General features: G+C 60.0%; 17 protein-coding genes and 1 tRNA gene. 11 read left to right on the forward strand and 7 right to left on the reverse strand.

Annotated features, from left to right (window positions below):
- Positions 1-12 precede the first annotated feature (12 nt).
- The gene (locus tag AC1DM5_RS02430) at positions 13-1,905 is read right to left on the reverse strand and encodes a SurA N-terminal domain-containing protein (RefSeq protein ID WP_477819537.1); all 1,893 of its coding nucleotides are present in this window, start codon (positions 1,903-1,905) and stop codon (positions 13-15) included.
- 217 nt (positions 1,906-2,122) lie between these two features.
- Here AC1DM5_RS02430 and AC1DM5_RS02435 point away from each other — a divergent pair, with 217 nt between their 5' ends.
- Positions 2,123-2,404 carry a hypothetical protein gene (locus tag AC1DM5_RS02435; protein WP_477974586.1) on the forward strand — a complete coding sequence of 94 codons (282 nt, stop codon included), beginning with the start codon at positions 2,123-2,125 and terminating at the stop codon, positions 2,402-2,404.
- A gap of 66 nt (positions 2,405-2,470) precedes the next feature.
- On the opposite strand, the gene AC1DM5_RS02440 is transcribed toward AC1DM5_RS02435, so the two are convergent.
- The 3 genes from AC1DM5_RS02440 to AC1DM5_RS02450 form a co-directional block, all read right to left on the reverse strand.
- Positions 2,471-2,725 carry a GlsB/YeaQ/YmgE family stress response membrane protein gene (locus AC1DM5_RS02440; protein WP_037102415.1) on the reverse strand — a complete coding sequence of 85 codons (255 nt, stop codon included), beginning with the start codon at positions 2,723-2,725 and terminating at the stop codon, positions 2,471-2,473.
- A 494-nt stretch (positions 2,726-3,219) separates the two neighbouring features.
- Complete coding sequence (locus tag AC1DM5_RS02445; RefSeq protein ID WP_477819538.1) at positions 3,220-4,332, reverse strand: NAD(P)/FAD-dependent oxidoreductase; 1,113 nt, start codon at positions 4,330-4,332, stop codon at positions 3,220-3,222.
- 193 nt (positions 4,333-4,525) lie between these two features.
- A tRNA-Ser gene (locus AC1DM5_RS02450) sits at positions 4,526-4,615 on the reverse strand.
- Positions 4,616-5,067: 452 nt separating this feature from the next.
- On the opposite strand from AC1DM5_RS02450, the gene AC1DM5_RS02455 reads away from it, so the two are divergent.
- From AC1DM5_RS02455 to AC1DM5_RS02470, 4 genes are all read left to right on the forward strand, one after another.
- Complete coding sequence (locus AC1DM5_RS02455; protein ID WP_477819539.1) at positions 5,068-6,195, forward strand: septal ring lytic transglycosylase RlpA family protein; 1,128 nt, start codon at positions 5,068-5,070, stop codon at positions 6,193-6,195.
- 82 nt (positions 6,196-6,277) lie between these two features.
- Positions 6,278-7,471: a D-alanyl-D-alanine carboxypeptidase family protein gene (locus tag AC1DM5_RS02460; protein WP_477819540.1), complete on the forward strand. Its 1,194-nt coding sequence runs from the start codon at positions 6,278-6,280 to the stop codon at positions 7,469-7,471.
- 135 nt (positions 7,472-7,606) lie between these two features.
- A complete protein-coding gene (tmk, locus tag AC1DM5_RS02465) occupies positions 7,607-8,284 on the forward strand; it encodes a dTMP kinase (protein ID WP_477819541.1) in 678 nt (225 codons plus the stop codon).
- A complete protein-coding gene (locus tag AC1DM5_RS02470; RefSeq protein WP_477974531.1) occupies positions 8,277-9,302 on the forward strand; it encodes a DNA polymerase III subunit delta' in 1,026 nt (341 codons plus the stop codon). The genes tmk and AC1DM5_RS02470 overlap by 8 nt, the downstream gene beginning before the upstream one ends.
- Here the strand turns inward: AC1DM5_RS02470 and AC1DM5_RS02475 are convergent, their stop codons facing one another.
- On the reverse strand, positions 9,303-10,091 hold the full coding sequence (locus AC1DM5_RS02475) for a sulfite exporter TauE/SafE family protein (protein WP_113183009.1): 789 nt from the start codon (positions 10,089-10,091) through the stop codon (positions 9,303-9,305).
- Positions 10,092-10,325: 234 nt separating this feature from the next.
- Here AC1DM5_RS02475 and metG point away from each other — a divergent pair, with 234 nt between their 5' ends.
- The 3 genes from metG to AC1DM5_RS02490 are packed head-to-tail and all read left to right on the forward strand — an operon-like array spanning position 10,326 to position 13,480.
- On the forward strand, positions 10,326-11,876 hold the full coding sequence (gene metG / locus AC1DM5_RS02480) for a methionine--tRNA ligase (protein ID WP_477822462.1): 1,551 nt from the start codon (positions 10,326-10,328) through the stop codon (positions 11,874-11,876).
- A 4-nt stretch (positions 11,877-11,880) separates the two neighbouring features.
- Entirely contained in the window at positions 11,881-12,663 is a 783-nt protein-coding gene (locus AC1DM5_RS02485) for a TatD family hydrolase (RefSeq protein ID WP_477822463.1), read from the forward strand.
- Between the two features lie 4 nt (positions 12,664-12,667).
- A complete protein-coding gene (locus AC1DM5_RS02490) occupies positions 12,668-13,480 on the forward strand; it encodes an MBL fold metallo-hydrolase (protein ID WP_477822464.1) in 813 nt (270 codons plus the stop codon).
- Here AC1DM5_RS02490 and AC1DM5_RS02495 read toward each other — a convergent pair.
- Positions 13,477-14,088, reverse strand: coding sequence for a TerC family protein (locus AC1DM5_RS02495; RefSeq protein WP_113319938.1), 612 nt, complete (start codon positions 14,086-14,088; stop codon positions 13,477-13,479). The two genes, AC1DM5_RS02490 and AC1DM5_RS02495, sit on opposite strands and share 4 nt — an antisense overlap.
- A gap of 190 nt (positions 14,089-14,278) precedes the next feature.
- On the opposite strand from AC1DM5_RS02495, the gene AC1DM5_RS02500 reads away from it, so the two are divergent.
- The 3 genes from AC1DM5_RS02500 (at position 14,279) to AC1DM5_RS02510 (ending at position 18,509) form a co-directional block, all read left to right on the forward strand.
- On the forward strand, positions 14,279-14,947 hold the full coding sequence (locus AC1DM5_RS02500; protein ID WP_477822465.1) for a DUF2161 domain-containing phosphodiesterase: 669 nt from the start codon (positions 14,279-14,281) through the stop codon (positions 14,945-14,947).
- A gap of 303 nt (positions 14,948-15,250) precedes the next feature.
- On the forward strand, positions 15,251-18,088 hold the full coding sequence (locus AC1DM5_RS02505; RefSeq protein ID WP_477822466.1) for a M16 family metallopeptidase: 2,838 nt from the start codon (positions 15,251-15,253) through the stop codon (positions 18,086-18,088).
- A 256-nt stretch (positions 18,089-18,344) separates the two neighbouring features.
- Positions 18,345-18,509 carry a hypothetical protein gene (locus AC1DM5_RS02510; protein ID WP_477822467.1) on the forward strand — a complete coding sequence of 55 codons (165 nt, stop codon included), beginning with the start codon at positions 18,345-18,347 and terminating at the stop codon, positions 18,507-18,509.
- Here AC1DM5_RS02510 and AC1DM5_RS02515 read toward each other — a convergent pair.
- Positions 18,473-18,955: a phage regulatory CII family protein gene (locus AC1DM5_RS02515; RefSeq protein WP_477822468.1), complete on the reverse strand. Its 483-nt coding sequence runs from the start codon at positions 18,953-18,955 to the stop codon at positions 18,473-18,475. The two genes, AC1DM5_RS02510 and AC1DM5_RS02515, sit on opposite strands and share 37 nt — an antisense overlap.
- Between the last annotated feature and the right edge of the window lie 212 nt (positions 18,956-19,167).

Here is a 19,167-nt window from a genome sequence, read left to right on the forward strand (position 1 = left end):
CGTCGCTTCTCCCTAGCGGACGGTTGCCTGTTCGGCGAGGGTCCGGTTGACCTCTGCACCATACTGGCTCTGCAACAGATTGACCATCTGATCGAGAATGTCGTCACCGGCCTGATTTGCGATGGTGGCGATTTGCTGGTCGCGGTTGTTCAAGGCATCGGTCGTCGGCTCTTCGTTGACGTCGGTCACCTTCAGCAGGATCTGCGTGCTCGGATCGGCGCCGACGGCCGTTGCGACGGTATCTACAGGACCGGAGAATGCGGCATTGACGCCGGCGCGGCCGAGAACGGGATCGTCGGTCGAGCGGGTAACGCCACTCTTGCTTTCGACGGCGATGCCGAGCGGGGTGGCGATATCGGCAAGCGAGGTGCCCTTCTGCGCCTGAGCCTTCAGCTCGTCGGCCTTCTTGGCAAGCTCGGCCTTCTGCTGCTCGGCCGTCCAGTCCTGAACGGCCTTGTCACGCACTTCGGCGAGCGGACGATCGCGATCCGGCATGACGTCGCGCACGTCGAACCAGACATAGCCGTCATTGCCGAGGGAAATTGCGACCGCATCAGCGCCGACATCGGTCTTGAAAGCTTCCGGCAGAAGCTGCTGCTGTGCCGGGATATCCTTGACCGGATTGCCGTCCTTGTCTGCACCCGTCATGTCGATGGCGTCGATGACGACGGCCTTCAGCTTGAGCTGGTTGGCGATTTCTTCAAGAGAGGTGCCGCCGGCGCGCATATCCTCGATGCGGTCGTGGACGTTGATGACTTCCTGCGAGGCGTTGGCGACAGAAAGCTGCTTGCGAAGCTCTTCCTTCACCGCATCGAAGCTCTTGGTGGTCTCCGGCTTGATATTGGTCACGCGCAGGATCACGGGACCGAAGGTGCCGTCGACGACAGCCGTGGTACCGCCATCCGCCTTCACCGCAAAGGCAGCCTCGGCAACGGCCTGATCCGGAACCTTGTCCTTGGTGAATTCACCGAGCAGCACGTCACTTGCGGTCTTGCCCTGATCGGTGACGAGCTGATCGAAGCTCGTGCCGCTCTTCAGCGCGGTTTCGGCTGCATTGGCGAGATCCTTGCTGGCGAAGGTCAGCTGTTCCAGCGTGCGGCTTTCCGGCGTCGTGTAAGCCGCCTTGGCCTTGTCGAAAGCTTCCTTGATCTGGTCGTCGGTGACGGTCGTGGGATCAGCGATATCATCAGGCTGAAGCTTCAGATAGGCGATCTTGCGGTATTCCGGCGCGCGGTAACGCTGTTTGGCGTCTTCAAACCACTTAGAGAGCACATCGTCGGCAGGCGCCTTGATCGGCTCGATATTGGCGTTGGTGAGCAGCAGGTAATCAACGCTGCGGCTCTCATTACCATAGAGTTTCAGCGCGTTGACGAGCGTTGCAGGCGCCTGGAAGCCGTTGGCGACGGCTTCGATGATCTGGCTGCGGACAGCCTGCTTGCTGCGATCCTTGATATAGTCATCTTCGCGGATGCCGGCATTGCGCAGACGAGAGGTGAAGAGCGAGCGGTCGAACTGGCCGTTGACTGCCTTGAAAGCCGGATCGTCGCCGATCAGTTGGGCAAGGCGGTCTTCGGAAAGGCCAAGGCCCATGTCATCGGCAAGCTGGTCCAGCGAAGCACCAGCCAGAAGCTGGGCAAGCACCTGCTGTTCAACGCCGAAAGCGCGGGCCTGCTCCGGTGTCAGGCGCACGCCATATTGCTGGCCGAGTTGGGCGACCTGGCGCTGATAGGCAAGGCGGAATTCATTGACGTCCACATGCTGGTCGCCGACGGTGACCACCGTCGTGCTGTTGCCGCCGCTTATCAGCTCACGCGACACGCCCCAGATGCCGAAGGAGGCGACAAGCAGGAGCAGGAGCAGCTTGGCAACCCAGGTCTGAGCAGCTCTTCTCAGAAGATGGAACATGGAAACGCAAACCTCGCATTATCATTGGCCCAGAAGGGCAGACATTCGTCGTTCCATAAAACAAAGCTGCGAGGAAATGAAGGCTTGTCGCATGAAAAGCTTGCGGGACTTGCACACGCTCTCGCTAACCCGCCGCGAGCGACAAAAGATGTTTGATTGCGGAACCTTTACAGTCTTCATTTCGTTGAAGCGGCATTCCATCAAACAGGAGCAGACCATGGCCGAATTGAAAACCGCTTCCGCCGAATCCACCACTGCGCGCGTCAAGGCCGAAGTAGCCGCCGAAGATCTGTCCGCGCAGGTTGCTGCGTTGCGCGAGGATCTGGCCCGCCTTTCGGAGAGCGTGATCGCGCTGGGGCAGGGTGCAAAGACCGCAGTGACCGACGAAGCCTCCATCATGACCGAGCGTGTCCGCGACAAGGTGCGTGAAGAGCCGCTGACCGCAATCGCCATTACGGCAGGCGTCGCCTATCTCTTTGGTCTCCTCAGCCGTCGATAGACGAAAAAAGCCGGACGCAGGACGTCCGGCCTTTAATCTTTTTTTGGCAATCTTTTCCGTGTCAGGTCAGCGGCGGATGAGGCGTCCGATCGCAATCAGGATGCATGCGCCAACAAAGCCCGTGATCAGGTATCCGAGCCAGCCGCTGAGTGGCTGGATGTGAAGGATACCGAGAATCCAGTTGGCGACGATAGCGCCTATGATGCCAAGCAATATGTTCATGAACACGCCCATATTGCTGTGCATGACCTTCTCCGCCAGCCATCCGGCGAAACCGCCGATAATGATGGCTGCAATCCAACCTACACCTGCGTTTTCCATGATAATCTCCCTCCTGGTTAAAACGTGGGATAGAACGCGCGCAATCGAAAAAAGTTCCGGTACGGCAGCGGCTTAGCGCTGTCAGGGATGAAGTAATGTAACCGGCGCGGAAAACGCATGGGCCGCGATCTGAAACATCAGTCCTGAAAAGGCCAGTGCGGCAAAACCGGCCGGCATCAGCAAACTCTTCGTGAACATCAAATCCTCCCGTTGTTGGGAGCAAGCATAATTCATCGCCTTAACTGCGCAAGCTGCTTATTAATAAGTAGTTAAGCATGAAGTTTAAGTAAAATTTTCACGACGCAACATGCATTACACCTAATATTAAATCATCTGGAACCGGAGCTTTCTCAATTTGCATTAGCAAAGGAGAGGCTTTGGTCGATACCACCACCACGGCCCTCGCCTCATGGCGAACTCGGCCGAAAGAAGCGAGCAGCGTATTGAAGCGAAGCGTCAGCTCGCCGTAACGCCGGCAGACGACAAAAGGCTATCTATTCGGTAAGTCGCGCCACCCTCTGCCCGATGGCGAGCGAAGCGGTCAGGCCCGGGCTCTCTATTCCGTAGAGCGCCACATAGGCGGGGTGACCGGTTTGCTCCGGCCCTTGAATCACGAAGTCACCACCACCGCCCACAGCCGGGCCGGCGATCTTCGGACGGACGCCCGAGTAGGCGGGCTGTAGCGCGCCATCCGCCAGATCGGGCCAGTAGCGGCGGATGGCGGAATAGAACTTGTCCGCACGGCTTGGGTCGACGTCGTAGTCAATCGTCTCGATCCACTCGACATCAGGACCGAAGCGCGCCTGGCCAGCAAGGTCGAGTGTCAGATGTACCCCGAGACCGCCGGGTTCGGGGACGGGGTAGATCAGCTGCGTTGCGGGTGCGCGGCCGGTCAGGGCAAAATAACATCCCTTGGCATAGTGACGCGGCGGGATGGTGCTGGCGTCCAGCCCGGACAGGCTTTCTGATAAGGCCCAGGAATTCAGGCCTGCGGCATTAATCACAAGGCGTGTCTCGATCTCTACCGGATCGCGGCCGCCGACTGCGAGGCGAACCTTGTCCGCAGTGAATTCACCTTCGATGACAGGAGAATTGCAGATAGCGGCTCCGCCATTAGCCTCGATATCCGCAGTATATGCCTGCATCAGGCCGTGACTGTCGATGATGCCGGTCGAGGGAGAAACAAGCGCCGCAAAGCCTCTGATCTGTGGTTGCCTGCGGGCGAGTTCCGCAGCATCGATCAGATAGCAGTCCTCCACGCCATTGGCGGCAGCCTGCCTGGATAGCTTTTCAAGATATCCAACTTCCTCCTCACTCGCAGCGACGACGAGTTTGCCACAGGCCCTATAGGGGATATTTCGCTCCCGGCAATAATCGTAAAGCCTGTGTTTTCCGGCAACGCAGAGCTCAGCCTTCAAGCTGCCGGTGGCATAGTAGAGCCCGGCATGGATGACCTCGCTGTTGCGGGCTGATGTGATGCTGCCGGTTATCGGCTCCGCCTCGAGAAGAACCACGTCGCGGCCGGACATTGCAAGTTCGCGCGCTACCGCGAGCCCCACGACCCCTCCGCCCACGACGACGCAGTCGAGGTCCAGCACCTCCGCCATGCAATTCCCCTCTCATCCTCCAACTGCGCCATTGAACTCGCCGTTTTGGGAAGCCCAGACAACGCAATCCAGCTTTTAGGTATCGTTCGGGCGAACCTATCCCAAATCAAGAGGCCTGGGTCATCTTCGTCGGCGCGAGCGACGCGAAAATTCGGCTTCAGAAGGATAAATAATTGATAATTTCAACGATTTATGGCGGAAGAGGTGGGATTCGAACCCACGGTACGGTTTCCCGCACGCCGGTTTTCAAGACCGGTTCCTTAAACCACTCGGACACTCTTCCATCCAGTTGATCCGGCTCGTCTTTGTTGTCAGGCCTTCGTTTCTGACGAAGACCCCTTCCAGCGACGGCCAAATCGCGGTTTGGCAGGCTTTATAGCGGTTCGGATTTCAGCGTCAACGTACTCTGACATATCGGGCGGCAATTGAGCAGATAAACTGCTTCAATGTGTCCTGCTGCGGGGCAGGGCGGTCGTGTCCGCCGAAAGTTGCTGTCACGATCCGAAACGGTCCAACATGCGGAAATACATCCGCGATTTCATTCCCGCACAGACTAAAATCAACCAAATATTAACCATAATCATTAGAATTCTCGCTATCGCCCCGAAATCGTTCGCAAATTTGCCACGATATCCACAAGATTAAAGTCTCGTTAGGCAGGCAGGGAATAAGGCAACTCCAGCTCATTCACGAGTGAGTTCCTTAACCATAACGGTCTTGAGTGGCGTGGGGCATATGAAACTGAATTACGGGGCGGCGTCTTTCGCAACGACAGCTCGATGGCTGGCATTGTCGGCCATGTGCGCAACAGTGGCGGCCTGCGGCACGACACAGGCGGTTCCCAAGAAGAAATCCCACGGCAAGGAATATTTCTCCGAGAGCGAATATGGCGTCAAAGCCAGTCCGCGCGTTGCCAATGGCAACAACATTCCGAAGGGCGGCGGCCGCTACATCGTGGGCGATCCCTATGTGGTGAAGGGTAGGATGTATTACCCGAGGGAAGACTACTCCTATAACAAGGTGGGCATCGCTTCCTGGTACGGCTCTGCCTTCCACGGCCGCCTGACGGCGAATGGCGAAGTCTACGACCAGATGCATCTTTCCGCCGCGCATCCGACCTTTCCACTGCCGAGCTATGCGCGTGTGACGAACGTTGAAACCGGTTCTTCCGTGATCGTCCGCGTCAACGACCGTGGGCCATATCACGAAGGTCGCATCATCGACCTTTCGAACAAGACCGCCTCCATGCTCGACCTGCAGCACAGCGGCACGGGCAATGTTCGCGTGCAATATGTCGGAAAGGCGCCGCTCGACGGTCATGACATGCCCTATCTGATGGCCTCCTATATTCCGAAGGGTAGCCGCATTCCGGGCATCAATCCGGGCGGGGGCCAGATCGCCTCCGGCGTCATGGTCGCCTCCAACAGCAAGAAAATCACCGGCGATCAACTCCAGAGCCTCGGCGATTATTCCAGCCCGTTACCGGCCAACGTGCCGGTACCATTCCGCTCAACCGCCTATGCGGGCTCTACGCCGAGCGCCAAGTATAATGCGGCTCCGGCTCCTGTGCCGATGCAGGCGCCGGCAGGCGGCCATTTCCTGACGCCGCCGCCGGCCTTTACCAATGGCGCTCAGACGATGGAACAGATGGTGGTTCTGCCGGAAATCGGCCCTATTCCCTTTGAGCGTCCGAATGGCTGGTCGAAGGGCACATCGCTTGCCATGGGCTATCAGGAGGAGGCGAGGACGGTAAACGTTCCGCTCGCTTTCGACGCCGTGATGGTACGCAATGATGGCCTGACGCAGGAGTCAATCCTCGCCTCCTTCAAGCGTCAGAATGGCGGCAGCGCAAAGGTGCGATAAAAGCCTACAACAAAGTGTAATTGCATCGGCTTCCGGCTCGCTTTACCCTCCTGAATCAACCGCACGATCAATGGGATTAGCGATGTTGAAGCCGCTGCTTCGCCTCCTTGCATGCTTGCTTTTGCCTGCTTCTGCAGCCGTTGCCGCAGAAGGCACCGAGGCCGGTTTCTTCACCAAGGCCGCGCAGGCCTATATGATCGAAGCCTCAACCGGAACGGTGCTTCTCGCCAAGAACGAGAACCAGGTGTTTGCGCCTGCCTCGCTTGCCAAGCTGATGACGATGGATCTCGTTTTCGATGCCGTCAGCAAGGGGCAGATTTCACTCGATACCGAATACCCCGTCTCAGAATATGCCTGGCGCACGGGCGGCGCGCCTTCACGTGCGGCCACGATGTTTGCGGCGCTGAAATCGAAGGTCCGCGTCGAGGATCTGATCAAGGGTGTCGCGATCCAAGGTGCCAATGACGGCTGCATCATCCTTGCCGAAGGCATGGCGGGCAGCGAAGACCAGTTTGCGACATCGATGACCAGGCGTGCGCGTGATCTCGGCATGGAAAAGGCCATCTTCGGCAATTCCACGGGGCTTCCCGATGGCAAGAGCAAAGTGACGGCCAGGGGCCTGGTGACCCTCGCCGTCGATCTGCAGACGTCCTATCCCAATCTCTATTCTTATTTCGCCCAGCCGGACTTCGAGTGGAATAAGATCTTCCAGCGCAACCGCAATCCGCTGCTCGGTATGGATCTTGGCGCGGACGGCCTTGCGACGGGCTTTACGGAAGGGGAGGGCTATTCGATCGTCGCTTCGGTGCAGCGCAACGGGCGGCGGCTCTTCGTAGCGCTTGCCGGCATCGCCTCCGACAAGGAGCGGACGGAAGAAGCCAAGCGCGTGCTGGAATGGGGGCTGACAGCCTTCGAGAGCCGTCAGGTCTTTGCCGACAAGGAAGTCATCGGTGCTGCAAGCGTTTATGGCGGCACGGCGCGCACCGTTGATCTCGTCGCCAAGGCACCGGTCAGCGTCTATGTTCCGATCAACAATCCAGACCGGCTCGCCGCCCGCATCGTCTATCGCTGGCCGCTGATGGCGCCGGTGAAGGCCGACACGGAAGTCGGCACGCTGCGAATCGTTTCCGGCAATAGGATGTTACGCGAAGTGCCGCTCTATACAGTGCAATCCGTGGAGGTTGGATCGCTCACCAGCCGGGCTGTCGATGCGTTGCTGGAGCTTGGCGAATCGCTGTTCCTCTCATGGCTCTGGGACAAGTCCGAGCAGAGCTGAGACCCTTTTTGCCCGCGGATTTTCCCGTAATTTGCCGGGGAAGGTGAATATGTCGCCGCGGCAAAAGGTTTCGTTCCGCACTATCTTCGGATAGATAGAGGAAGAGCGCGGCGCTCAGAATGCGGGAAAGTATCATTGTCGTCCGGTGCAGGATTGTTCGTTACGTTTGAAGGCGGAGAGGGGGCTGGGAAGTCCACGCAGATCCGCCGTCTTGCCGAGGCCCTGAAGGCCGAAGGCCATGACGTGCTGTTGACCCGGGAGCCCGGGGGCTCGCCGGGCGCCGAAGCGGTGCGCCATGTGCTGCTTTCGGGTGCTGCGGAAGCCTTCGGCACCCGCACGGAAGCGATCCTCTTTGCCGCCGCCCGCAACGATCACGTGGAAGAGGTCATCCGGCCGGCGCTATACAAGGGCAAGATTGTGCTCTGCGACCGCTTCATGGATTCCTCGCGCGTCTATCAGGGCGTTACCGGCAACCTGGAGCCGGAATTCATCGAGACGCTGCAGCGCATCGCCATCAACGGCGTGATGCCTGACTGTACGCTGATCCTCGATATTCCGGCCAAGCTGGGGCTGGAGCGCGTTATCAAGCGAAACGCCGACGGCCCTGACCGTTTCGAGAAGGAAACGCTCGAAACGCACGAGAAACGCCGCGAAGCCTATCTCGATATCGCCGCGCGCGAGCCGGAGCGCTGCCATGTCGTCAATGCCACGCAGCCGGAAGAGGCGATTGCAGCAGAGATCCTTACCATCGTCAGGCAGTTGCTGAAACCATCAGCCGAAGCGCGGATGCCGGAAACGGCGCATCATGAGTGAGGACAGGCCCGGACTGCTCGACGGCGCCATCTGGCCGGCCGAGAACACGAAGCTCTTCGGCCATGAAGATGCTGAGGATTTCCTGGCGCAGTTCTACCGCTCCGGCAAGGGGCATCATGCGATCCTGATCGAAGGGCCAGAGGGGATCGGCAAGGCGACATTGGCCTTCCGCTTCGCCAATCATGTTCTGTCGCATCCCGATCCGGCCACCGCGCCGGACCGCATCGCTGATCCGGATCTCGGATCTGCCATCAGCAGGCAGATTGCCTCAGGCGCCTCGCACAATCTCCTGCATCTTGCCAGACCCGTGGATGAGAAGACCGGGAAGGTGAAATCGGCAATTACCGTCGACGAGGTACGCCGGGCCGGCAAGTTCTTCTCGCAGACCTCGGGCACCGGCAACTGGCGCATCGTCATCATCGATCCCGCCGACGACATGAACAGGAATGCGGCAAACGCCATCCTGAAGATCCTCGAGGAGCCGCCGAAGCGGGCGATGTTCCTCGTTCTGTCGCATGCGCCGGGAAAGCTGCTGCCGACGATCCGGTCGCGCTGCCTGCCGCTGAAGCTTGCACCCCTTGACGATGGTGCGCTGGTTTCAGCACTTGCCCATCTCGGGATCCAGAGTGAGGGGCAAGCCCTGCTTTCTGCCGCAAAGGGCAGCGTCGGCGAGGCGCTGAAACTGCTGAACTATGGTGGCGGCGAGATCATTCAGGCCTATAACGACGTTCTGTCCTCCGAAGGGCCGGCGGCACGCAAGGCCATGCACCGGCTTGCGGATGCACTTTCGGGCAAGGAAGCCGATACGATCTTCGATTTCTTCGTCAGCCATGTGGGCGATGACGTCATGAACCGCGCGCGCCTTGCTGCGGGCGAGGGGCAGATTACGGCAGCCGAACGTCTGGCGCGGCTCTATTCCGAAATCACCGAGAAGCTGACCGTCTCCGACGCCTACAACCTCGACCGCAAGCAGACGATCATGGAAGTGCTTTCCGAAATCAAGCAGCCGCGCGCCTGATCAGCCGGCCAGCAGTTTCCAGGCAACCACGGCGAGCGTGACGGCCAGTACGATGCGGATGGTGCGCTCGTGCAGTTTCGGCGCAAGCAGGCTGCCGGCAATGATGCCGGGAATCGAGCCGACAAGCAGGGCAAGCAGCATCGCCCAGTCGATCTCGCCGATGAACCAATATCCCATGCCGCCGATCAGGGTGAGCGGCACCGCATGGACGATATCCGAGCCGACGATCTCGCGCACGTCGAGGCGGGGGTAGAGGATGAGCAGGATCGTCACGCCCAAGGCGCCGGCGCCGACCGACGTCAAGGTGACGAGCACGCCGAGCACAAAGCCCAGACCGACGGTGAAGACTGCGATGGTCCCTGGTTTCGGCGGCATGCGCTCGCCGATGGCACGGCGGGCAAATTCGAGGATCTGGCTGCGGAAAACCAGCATGATTGCGGTCATGACCAGAAGCCAGCCGAGCGCGGTGGTAATGGTATTCGTGACGCCAATGCTTTTGCGGTCGACGCCGGCCATCAGCCAGAGCATCGAAAGTGCCGCAGGGACACTGCCGGCCGCAAGACTGCCGACGATCTTCCAGTTGACGCGGCCATGCATGCCGTGAACAGCAGTGCCGGCCGTCTTTGTAATGGCAGCATAGAGAAGATCGGTTCCGACGGCCGTCGCCGGATGGACGCCGAAGAGGAGCACGAGCAGAGGCGTCATCAGCGAACCGCCGCCAACGCCGGTGATACCGACCAGCGCTCCTACGACAAGACCGGACAGGGAATAGAGAGGCTCGAACGTCAAATACGCGCCTCCGAGGGCGCGCGGCCGTGACTATTCCGATCGATGAAAAATCGCACTTCGCTTCCGTCCCGCCCTCTTGCGACAGAAGGGGTAGATTGCGTCAGAACACGAGTCAAGGTCACCAATACGCGGCCCGGAAATCGTCGATGGCTGCCAAACTTGATGTTTCGCTTGTGCGAGACATGCGCTAATAGCGGCTGACGATTTTTATAGAGTAAGCCGGAATTGGCCGCCATGACAGACAAGACCCCTTTCTACATCACGACAGCGATCTCCTATCCCAACGGCAAGCCGCATATCGGCCATGCCTACGAGCTGATTGCGACCGACGCCATGGCGCGCTACCAGCGCCTCGACGGCAAGGATGTCTTCTTCCTGACGGGTACGGACGAGCACGGCCAGAAGATGCAGCAGACGGCGCGTGCCGAAGGCATCACGCCACAGGCGCTTGCCGACCGCAATTCCGGCGAATTCCAGGCGATGGCGGAGCTGCTCAATGCTTCGAACGACGACTTCATCCGCACCACGCAGGAACGTCACCACGAGACCTCGCGGAACATCTGGAACCTGATGGCTGCAAATGGCGACATCTACAAAGATTCCTATGCCGGCTGGTACTCGGTGCGTGACGAAGCCTATTACCAGGAAAACGAAACCGAGCTGCGCGCCGATGGCGTGCGCTACGGGCCGCAGGGCACGCCGGTCGAATGGGTGGAAGAGGCGAGCTACTTCTTCAAGCTCTCGGAATACCAGGACCGGCTGCTGAAGCACTACGAAGAGAATCCCGATTTCATCGGTCCGGCCGAACGCCGCAACGAGGTGATCTCCTTCGTCAAGTCCGGTCTAAAGGATCTCTCGGTCTCGCGCACGACTTTCGACTGGGGCATCAAGGTCCCGAACGATCCTGATCATGTCATGTATGTGTGGGTCGATGCGCTCACCAACTACATCACCGCGACCGGCTATATCGAAGACAAGAACGGACCGCGGGCGAAATACTGGCCGGCCGATGTGCATATCATCGGCAAGGACATTATCCGCTTTCACGCCGTCTACTGGCCGGCCTTCCTGATGTCGGCGAAGCTGCCGCTGCCGAAGCGCGTCTTTGCCCATGGCTTCCTGCTCAACAAGGGCGAGAAGATGTCGAAGTCGCTCGGCAACGTCGTCGATCCGGTCAATCTGGTGAACCATTTCGGCCTCGATCAGGTGCGCTACTTCTTCCTGCGCGAAGTCTCCTTCGGCCAGGACGGCAGCTATAGCGAAGAGGCGATCGGCACGCGCATCAATTCCGACCTCGCCAACGGCATCGGCAACCTTGCCAGCCGCTCGCTATCGATGATCGTCAAGAATTGCGACGGCAAGATCCCGGAATGCGGACCGTTGACGGACGAAGACAAGGCCATGCTGGCGCAAGCCGATGCGCTGCATGCCTCGACGCGCGACGACATGGGCAAGCAGCTCATCCACCGTGCGCTGGCCTCGGTCATCGCTGTCGTCTCGGAGACAGACCGCTATTTCGCCGGCCAGGAGCCTTGGGCGCTGAAGAAAACCGATCCGGCGCGTATGGGCACGGTGCTCTATGTGACCGCCGAAGTCGTTCGCCAGATCGCCATCCTGCTGCAGCCTTTCGTGCCGGAATCGGCTGGTAAGCTCCTCGATCTCGTGGCGGCGCCTGCGGACAAGCGTGACTTCGCAGCGCTTGGCGAAGCCGGCCGTCTGGTGCCGGGAACGCCGCTCGAAGCGCCGAAGCCGGTCTTCCCGCGCTACGTGGCTCCGGAGGCTTAAGGCCGTGCTGGTCGATACGCATTGCCATCTGGACTTTGCCGATTTCGAGGCTGAGCGCGACGAGATTGTCGCGCGCGCCCATGCGTCGGGCGTGGCGCAGATGGTGACGATCTGCACCCGCGTGCGCAAGCTCGATGGGCTGCTCGCCATCACCGAGACATATCCCTCCGTCTTCTGCTCAGTCGGCACACATCCGAACAATGCGGGCGACGAACTGGACATCCAGACGGAAGATCTGGTGCGGCTTGCCAACGCCCATCAGAAGGTCGTCGCGATCGGCGAGGCCGGTCTCGACTATTTCTACGACACGCAGAAGCCCGAGGACCAGCAGACAGGCTTTCGCCGTCATATCGCCGCGGCGCGTGAGACGCAGCTGCCGCTGGTCATCCATAGTCGTAGCGCCGATGCCGACATGGCGGCGATCCTGACCGAGGAAACAGGGAAGGGGGCCTTCCCTTTCATCCTGCATTGCTTCTCGGCCGGTCCGGACCTGGCAAAGACGGGCGTCGAGCTCGGCGGCTATATTTCCTTTTCGGGCATCCTGACCTTCCCAAAGTCGGAAGAGCTGCGCGACATCGCCAAGACCATTCCGCACGACCGGCTGCTTGTGGAAACCGACGCGCCGTATCTGGCGCCCAAGCGCTGGCGCGGCAAGCGCAACGAGCCGTCCTATGTGGTGAACACGGCCGAGGTGCTGGCCGATACGATCGGCCTTCCTTACGAGGAGGTCGCGCGGATCACCACGGACAATGCCTTCCGGCTGTTTTCGAAGATGCCGAGGATCTAGCGGCGTGGCACGACGGCAGCGGTTCACCATTCTCGGCTGTTCGTCGTCACCCGGCGTGCCGCGTATCACCGGTGACTGGGGCGCCTGCAATCCGGACAATCCAAAGAACAGACGAACACGCGCCGCCTTTATGGTGCAGCAGTTTTCTGATGATGGCGCTGCCACGACCGTCGTCATCGATACGGGGCCGGATTTTCGCGAGCAGATGATCAGGGCAGGGGTCGACCATGTCGACGCAGTCCTCTACACCCATCCGCATGCAGACCATATCCACGGCATCGACGATCTGCGTGGTTATTTTCACAATACCCGCCGGCGCGTGCCGATCTTCGCCGACCAGTTCACCATGAGCCGGCTGCGCGATGCCTTTGGCTACTGCCTGGAGACGCCGCCGGGCAGCAATTATCCGCCAATCGTGCTGCCGATTGTGATCGAGGATCTGGAAAAGCCCATTGAAATCCACGGGCCAGGCGGAACGATCGCCTTCATGCCGCATCTGCAGCAGCACGGTGACATCCATTCGCTCGGCTTCCGCATCGGCGATGTGGCCTATTGCAGCGATATCAGCGACTTCCCGCCGCAGACGGCGGAGAGGCTGCAGAACCTCGACATGCTGATCATCGACGCCCTGCAATATGCCTATCATCCCAGCCATCTCTCGCTGGAACAGTCACTGGACTGGATCGAGCGGCTAAGACCGAAGCGGGCGATCCTGACGCATATGCACACGCCGCTCGACTACGACGTTGTCATGGCGCAAACGCCGGATCATGTGGTGCCGGCGTTCGACCAGATGAGCTTCGAAGTAGAGGTTTAGCTGCCGATAAAGGGAGCAACCTCGAGGTATCCGCGATGGATCATGTCGAGCGCGACATAGAGAATGATGAGCAGGCCGACATAGGCGATCCAGCGATGTTTGTTGAGCAGGCGGGCGATAAAGTTCGCGGCGATGCCCATCAGCGCAATGGAAAGACCGAGGCCTAGCACCAGCACGCTCGGATGTTCGCGGGCGGCGCCGGCAACGGCAAGAACATTATCCAGCGACATGGAAACGTCGGCGATGACGATCTGTGTCGCAGCCTGGAAGAAGGTCTTCCTCGGCGCGGCTGCGCCAGCCTCGGCCGCATGTTCTTCGCCATGGCCGGCACGCAGCTCGCGCCACATCTTCCAGCAGACCCAGAGCAGCAACAGGCCGCCGGCGAGCAGCAATCCGACGATTGCGAGCAGATAGACGGCCACAGAAGCGAACAGAATGCGGAGCACCGTTGCCGCCAGAATGCCGACAATGATCGCCTTGCGGCGCTGCGTGGCTTCCAGGCCGGCAGCAGCAAGGCCGATAACGACAGCATTGTCGCCGGCGAGAACAAGATCGATAGCAATGACCTGCAGCAGGGCCGTCAAACCGGCCGCTGTGAAAATATCCATATTGAATTACCCCCGGATATGCTTCGAGCGTGCTAGCGTCTTGAGGGTTTTCCGTCAACCTGAGAAGGGATGTATTGAAGGCCATCCACGGCCATGCCGCGTAATCCAGCCGATGGCGATCGATGCGGTGTCCCGCATCAATGGATCGATGTAGATTATGGAACGATTCTTTTGTTCGATCCGCAGGCCTATGGAAACTTCGCTTTATCTGCCCGTCAAAGGCTTTCTCGAAAAGGCAGGTTACGTCGTCAAGGGCGAAGTCGGCGGCTGCGATCTGGTTGGCCTGAGCGACGACGATCCGCCTGTGGTGGTGGTCTGCGAGCTGAAGCTCAGCTTCAATCTCGAGCTCATCCTGCAGGCCGTCGATCGCGCGGCCGTCTCTGATGAAGTCTGGATTGCGGCCCGGGTTTCCGCCAAGGGCAAAGGCCGGGAAGCCGACAAGCGCTACCGTGATCTCTGCCGCCGGCTCGGCATCGGAATGCTTGGCATTTCGGACGCCGGCGACGTCAGCATCATCGTCGGCTCCGTATCGCCAATGCCACGGACCAATCCGAAGCGCCGGTCGCGGCTGATGCGCGAGCACCAGAAACGCCGCGGCGACCCGGCGCTCGGCGGCAGCACGCGCACGCCGCTCATGACGGCATATCGCCAACAGGCGCTCGGCTGTGCTGCGGCGCTGGCATCAGGACCGCTGCGGGTGCGCGATATCAGGTCCGGTGTACCGGAGGCCGGCAAGATCCTGCTGTCCAATGTCTACGGCTGGTTCGAACGACTCGACAGAGGCGTCTACGGCTTGACCGATGCCGGACGGGAAGCGCTGCAGCGGTGGCCACAGCCGGAGATGCAGGCCGCGCAGTAATGGGTGCGGTTTCGGGTACGGCTTTTAGTTCCATAATCTATCTTATGCGATCTTCGTACGGAGATGAGTACGCTGTTTCCAAGTGCAATATTACAATGATTTCAATGGCTTCCCGTCGATTGTCTTGGTGTGTCTCCATGCTATCAGCCATTGTCCCTCGCCGACGTCGCGCATGGCGATGATTGTAGCGACGCATCCATCCCGTAAATAGACGTTGATGTGAGATGCAACCTGTCTGATAGTTCGCGCAACGTCACATACTCTCTTCATGCTCACCATCAGAACAGAATGCGCATCAAACATATGAGATTCCCTATTTTTCTTCGATTCCTGGCAGCGTTCACGCTTGCTGCAGCCTGCACGTCAGGGCTGCCGGCCCACGCGGACAGCCCATCCGCACCATGGCCGCAGACGATCAGCGACCTGCCGGCGGAACCTGGCATCCGTTTCGGCACGCTTGAAAACGGTATGCGGTTTGCGATCATGCGCAACGCCACGCCGCCGGGACAGGCCGCGATCCGCTTCCGTATCGGCGCCGGCTCGCTTGATGAGAACGACAATCAGCAAGGGCTGGCGCATTTCCTCGAACATATGGCCTTCAAGGGCTCGACGCATGTTGCCGGCGACGAGATGATCCGCATCCTGCAGCGCAAGGGCCTGGCCTTTGGGCCGGACACCAACGCCAACACGTCCTATGATGAGACCGTCTATGCGCTTGATCTCCCCGAGGTCGATGCGGACACGCTTTCGACCGGCCTGATGCTGATGCGCGAAACGGCGAGCGAACTGACGCTGGATGCCGGCGCCTTCGACCGCGAGCGCGGCGTCATCCTGTCGGAAGAGCGGCTGCGCGACACGCCGCAATATCGCGCCGCAATCGGCGTCACGAACTCCCTGCTCGCTGGCCAGCGCGTGACGATGCGCTCACCGATCGGCAAGATCGACATCATCAGCCATGCGCCTGTCGATCTGCTGCGAGATTTTTACCACACCAACTACCGGCCCGAACGCGCCACACTGATCGTCGTGGGCGATGTCGACCCTGCTGCCATGGAAATCGAAATCAGGCAGCGCTTCAGTGACTGGAAGGCTGCCGCCCCGGCCCCGCAAAAACCCGATCTCGGGCCGTTGAAGCCGAAAGACGAAAGCGCCGAGGTCATCACGGTCCCCGGCGGTACAACGAATGTTCAGATCGCCTGGACGCGTCCCTACGACACCTCCCCTGACACGTTCGCCAAACGCCGGGCAGAGTTGATCGAGGACCTCGGACTTCTGGTGCTCAAGCGCCGTCTCGGTGCCATGGCCAGCAAAGGCAACGCGCCCTTCATCAGCGCCGCCGTCGGCTCCCAGGATCTTTTCGACTCCGCCCGTCTCGTTGTCGTCATGGCGAATTGCGAGCCGAATAAATGGCAGGCGGCGCTGACGGCCCTCGATCAGGAACAGCGCCGCTTCCAACAATTCGGGGCCGACCAGGCAGAGGTCGATCGCGAGATCCTCGAATATCGCTCGCTCCTGCAGGCCACTGCGGCAGGCGCCTCGACCCGCACGAGCACCGACGTCGCTTCGATGCTGGCCTCCAGCGTCGATGACAATCAGGTCTTCACCTCGCCCGCGGAAGATCTGTCGATGTTCGAGACCATGACAAAGGGTGTTACGGCTGCCGAGATCAATCAAGTCCTGCAGCATGTCTTCTCCGGCAACGGCCCGCAACTCGTGCTGCAGACTGCGCAATCACCGCAGGGTGGTGCCGACGATGTCAGACAAGTCTATGACGCGTCCCGGGCGGTACCGGTCACGGCTCCATCGAGTGCAGCAGCCGTCGTCTGGCCCTATACCCATTTCGGTGCGTCGGGCGCCGTCGTCGAACGCCACACGGTCGACGATCTCGGCCTGACAATGGTGCGCTTTGCCAACGGGGTGCGGCTCACCGTCAAGCCAACCAAACTGCGCGCCAATGAGGTGCTGGTGCGCGAGGATATCGGCCGCGGCCGCCTGGACCTGCCGAACGACCGTCCCTTGGCGATCTGGACATCGCCGGCCGTGGTACTATCAGGCACGAAGGCCATGGATTACCAGGACATGCAGAAAGCGCTTGCGGCCAATATCGCCAGCATCGATTTCTCCGTGGACGACAGTTCCTTCCAGTTCGACGGGCGTACGCGGACGGAGGATCTTGCGACGCAGCTGCAGATGATGACGGCTTACACTTCAGATCCCGCTTATCGGCCCGAAGCCTTCAAGCGTGTCCAGCAAGCCTATTTGAACAACCTCGATCAGTATGAGGCGACGCCGGGCGCCATTATCAGCCGCGATTTCGCAGGCCTCGTTCATTCCGGCGACCCGCGCTGGACCTTCCCCGATCGCGCCCAATTGTCAGCCGCAAAGCCGGAAGATTTCGAGGCGCTGTTCGGGGGCCATATTTCCACGGGGCCGATCGATATCACCATCGTCGGCGATATAACGGCGGACGATGCCATCCGCCTGACGGCCGAAACCTTCGGTGCTCTGCCGGCCCGCCCGGACAATACGTCGAGCGACGACGCAAAGAACGTGCATTTCCCGATGCCCACCGCGACACCCGTCACGCAGACCCACAGCGGCAGGGCCGATAACGCCGCGGCGATTGTCGCCGCCCCCATCGGCGACATGCTCTCGGATATGCAGCGGGGCTTTACCGCGAACGTCGCCGGCCAGATCTTCGAAAACAGGCTGATCGACCAGTTCCGCATTGCCGAAGGCGCGACCTACAGTCCGCAGGGCGATATGGACCTCTCATGGGAGATTCCCGGTTACGGTTACGCTTATCTCTATGTCGAGACGACGCCGGCCAAGATCGACGATTTCTATGCGCTTGTGGACAGGATCGCCACCGATCTCAGGTCAAACGACGTCTCGCCGGACGAACTGGTTCGCGCTCGTGAACCCATTATCGAGACATTGAAGCACCAGCAGCAGAGCAACGAATATTGGATTCAATATCTGCACCGCGCTCAAACGGACCCTCGCCGTCTGGAGCGGATACGCGACAATCTCAGCGGCTACGGCAAAGTCACCGCCGAGGATATCCGTCAATTTGCCACGACCTATTTCCGGCCGGATAAATTCTGGAAATTCGAGGTGTTGCCGGCAGCGGTACGATAGGCGCAGGATACTTCAAAGCCGGATCCCGAACGCGGCCGCGTGCTTCGGGATCCGCTTCCGATTTTGTTTCATCCACACCGCTTAATGCCTGACAATGACGAGCGGGATTGTCTGCGTAAAAACGTCGAGATCGTTTTGATGGCGAAGCTGCACTCAGCTGGCTAGATGCCCAAACGAATTCACCGGTCTTCGCATGGCATCCGATCATTCTCATCCCATTCAGGAATATGCGCGCATTGTGCGCGAGAAGAATCTTTTGAAGCTTCGGCTTCTTTCTGTTGACCGGCAGCTTGCCACGGCCAGCGGCGCCTGGAAGTCCTATCTGGAGGAGACGCGCCTCTCGGTCATCGAAGCGATGCTTGCGCTTGAGGAAGAGGGCGAAGGCTATCTCTTGCTGATGCGCAAGGACTGCCCGACGTAAGCTCCCTTCAGGCCGAGGCGAAGGGATGCAAGCGCCCTCTCCGCCTCCTCGATCTCCTTGAGCACCAGGCGCTGCTTGCGATGATCCATTCCGCCTCCGGCAAGCGCGGCATCCACCAGTTCGAGCACGTCCGTCGCCTCGACGACCACTCGCGTCGCACCTCTCTGCAGTGACGCGACAGGCTCGGCCTGTTCCACACCGGAAGAGCGCTCCGCTGCAACAAAGATACTTCCCTCGAGGAGATAGGATGCGAGGCGTGGATCGGGCACGACTTCCAGCAGATTCTGGATTTCGTCAGCGGAAAAACAGGTTCTGCTGATCAGGCGCGAGTGGAAGGCCGCGTAATTCATCCCTAGAGCGGCGGCGACGACATCCACCGGATAGGCTCTCTCTACAATAAGGATAGTGTAGACGATGTCTGCGAAAGCACGGCCGCGTTGCGTCATGATCGCCCCCAGGCTCTGTTTCTGCAACTATAGCGGAAGCCGCGTCAAAAGGGAGCGGCTGTTTTGATATCGCATCAGTCAGGGTGATGCTAACGCGGCGCCCGGCAGGAGACACCCCACCTGCCGGGGAAAGGCCACCTGCCTCAGAGTCCGCTAAGGCAGGTGGCCGAACCGCACCGGCGCGAGCGGCGCTTTGGTCCGGTTTTGCTGGT

It is taken from the genome of Rhizobium sp. 01T437, assembly GCF_056398505.1.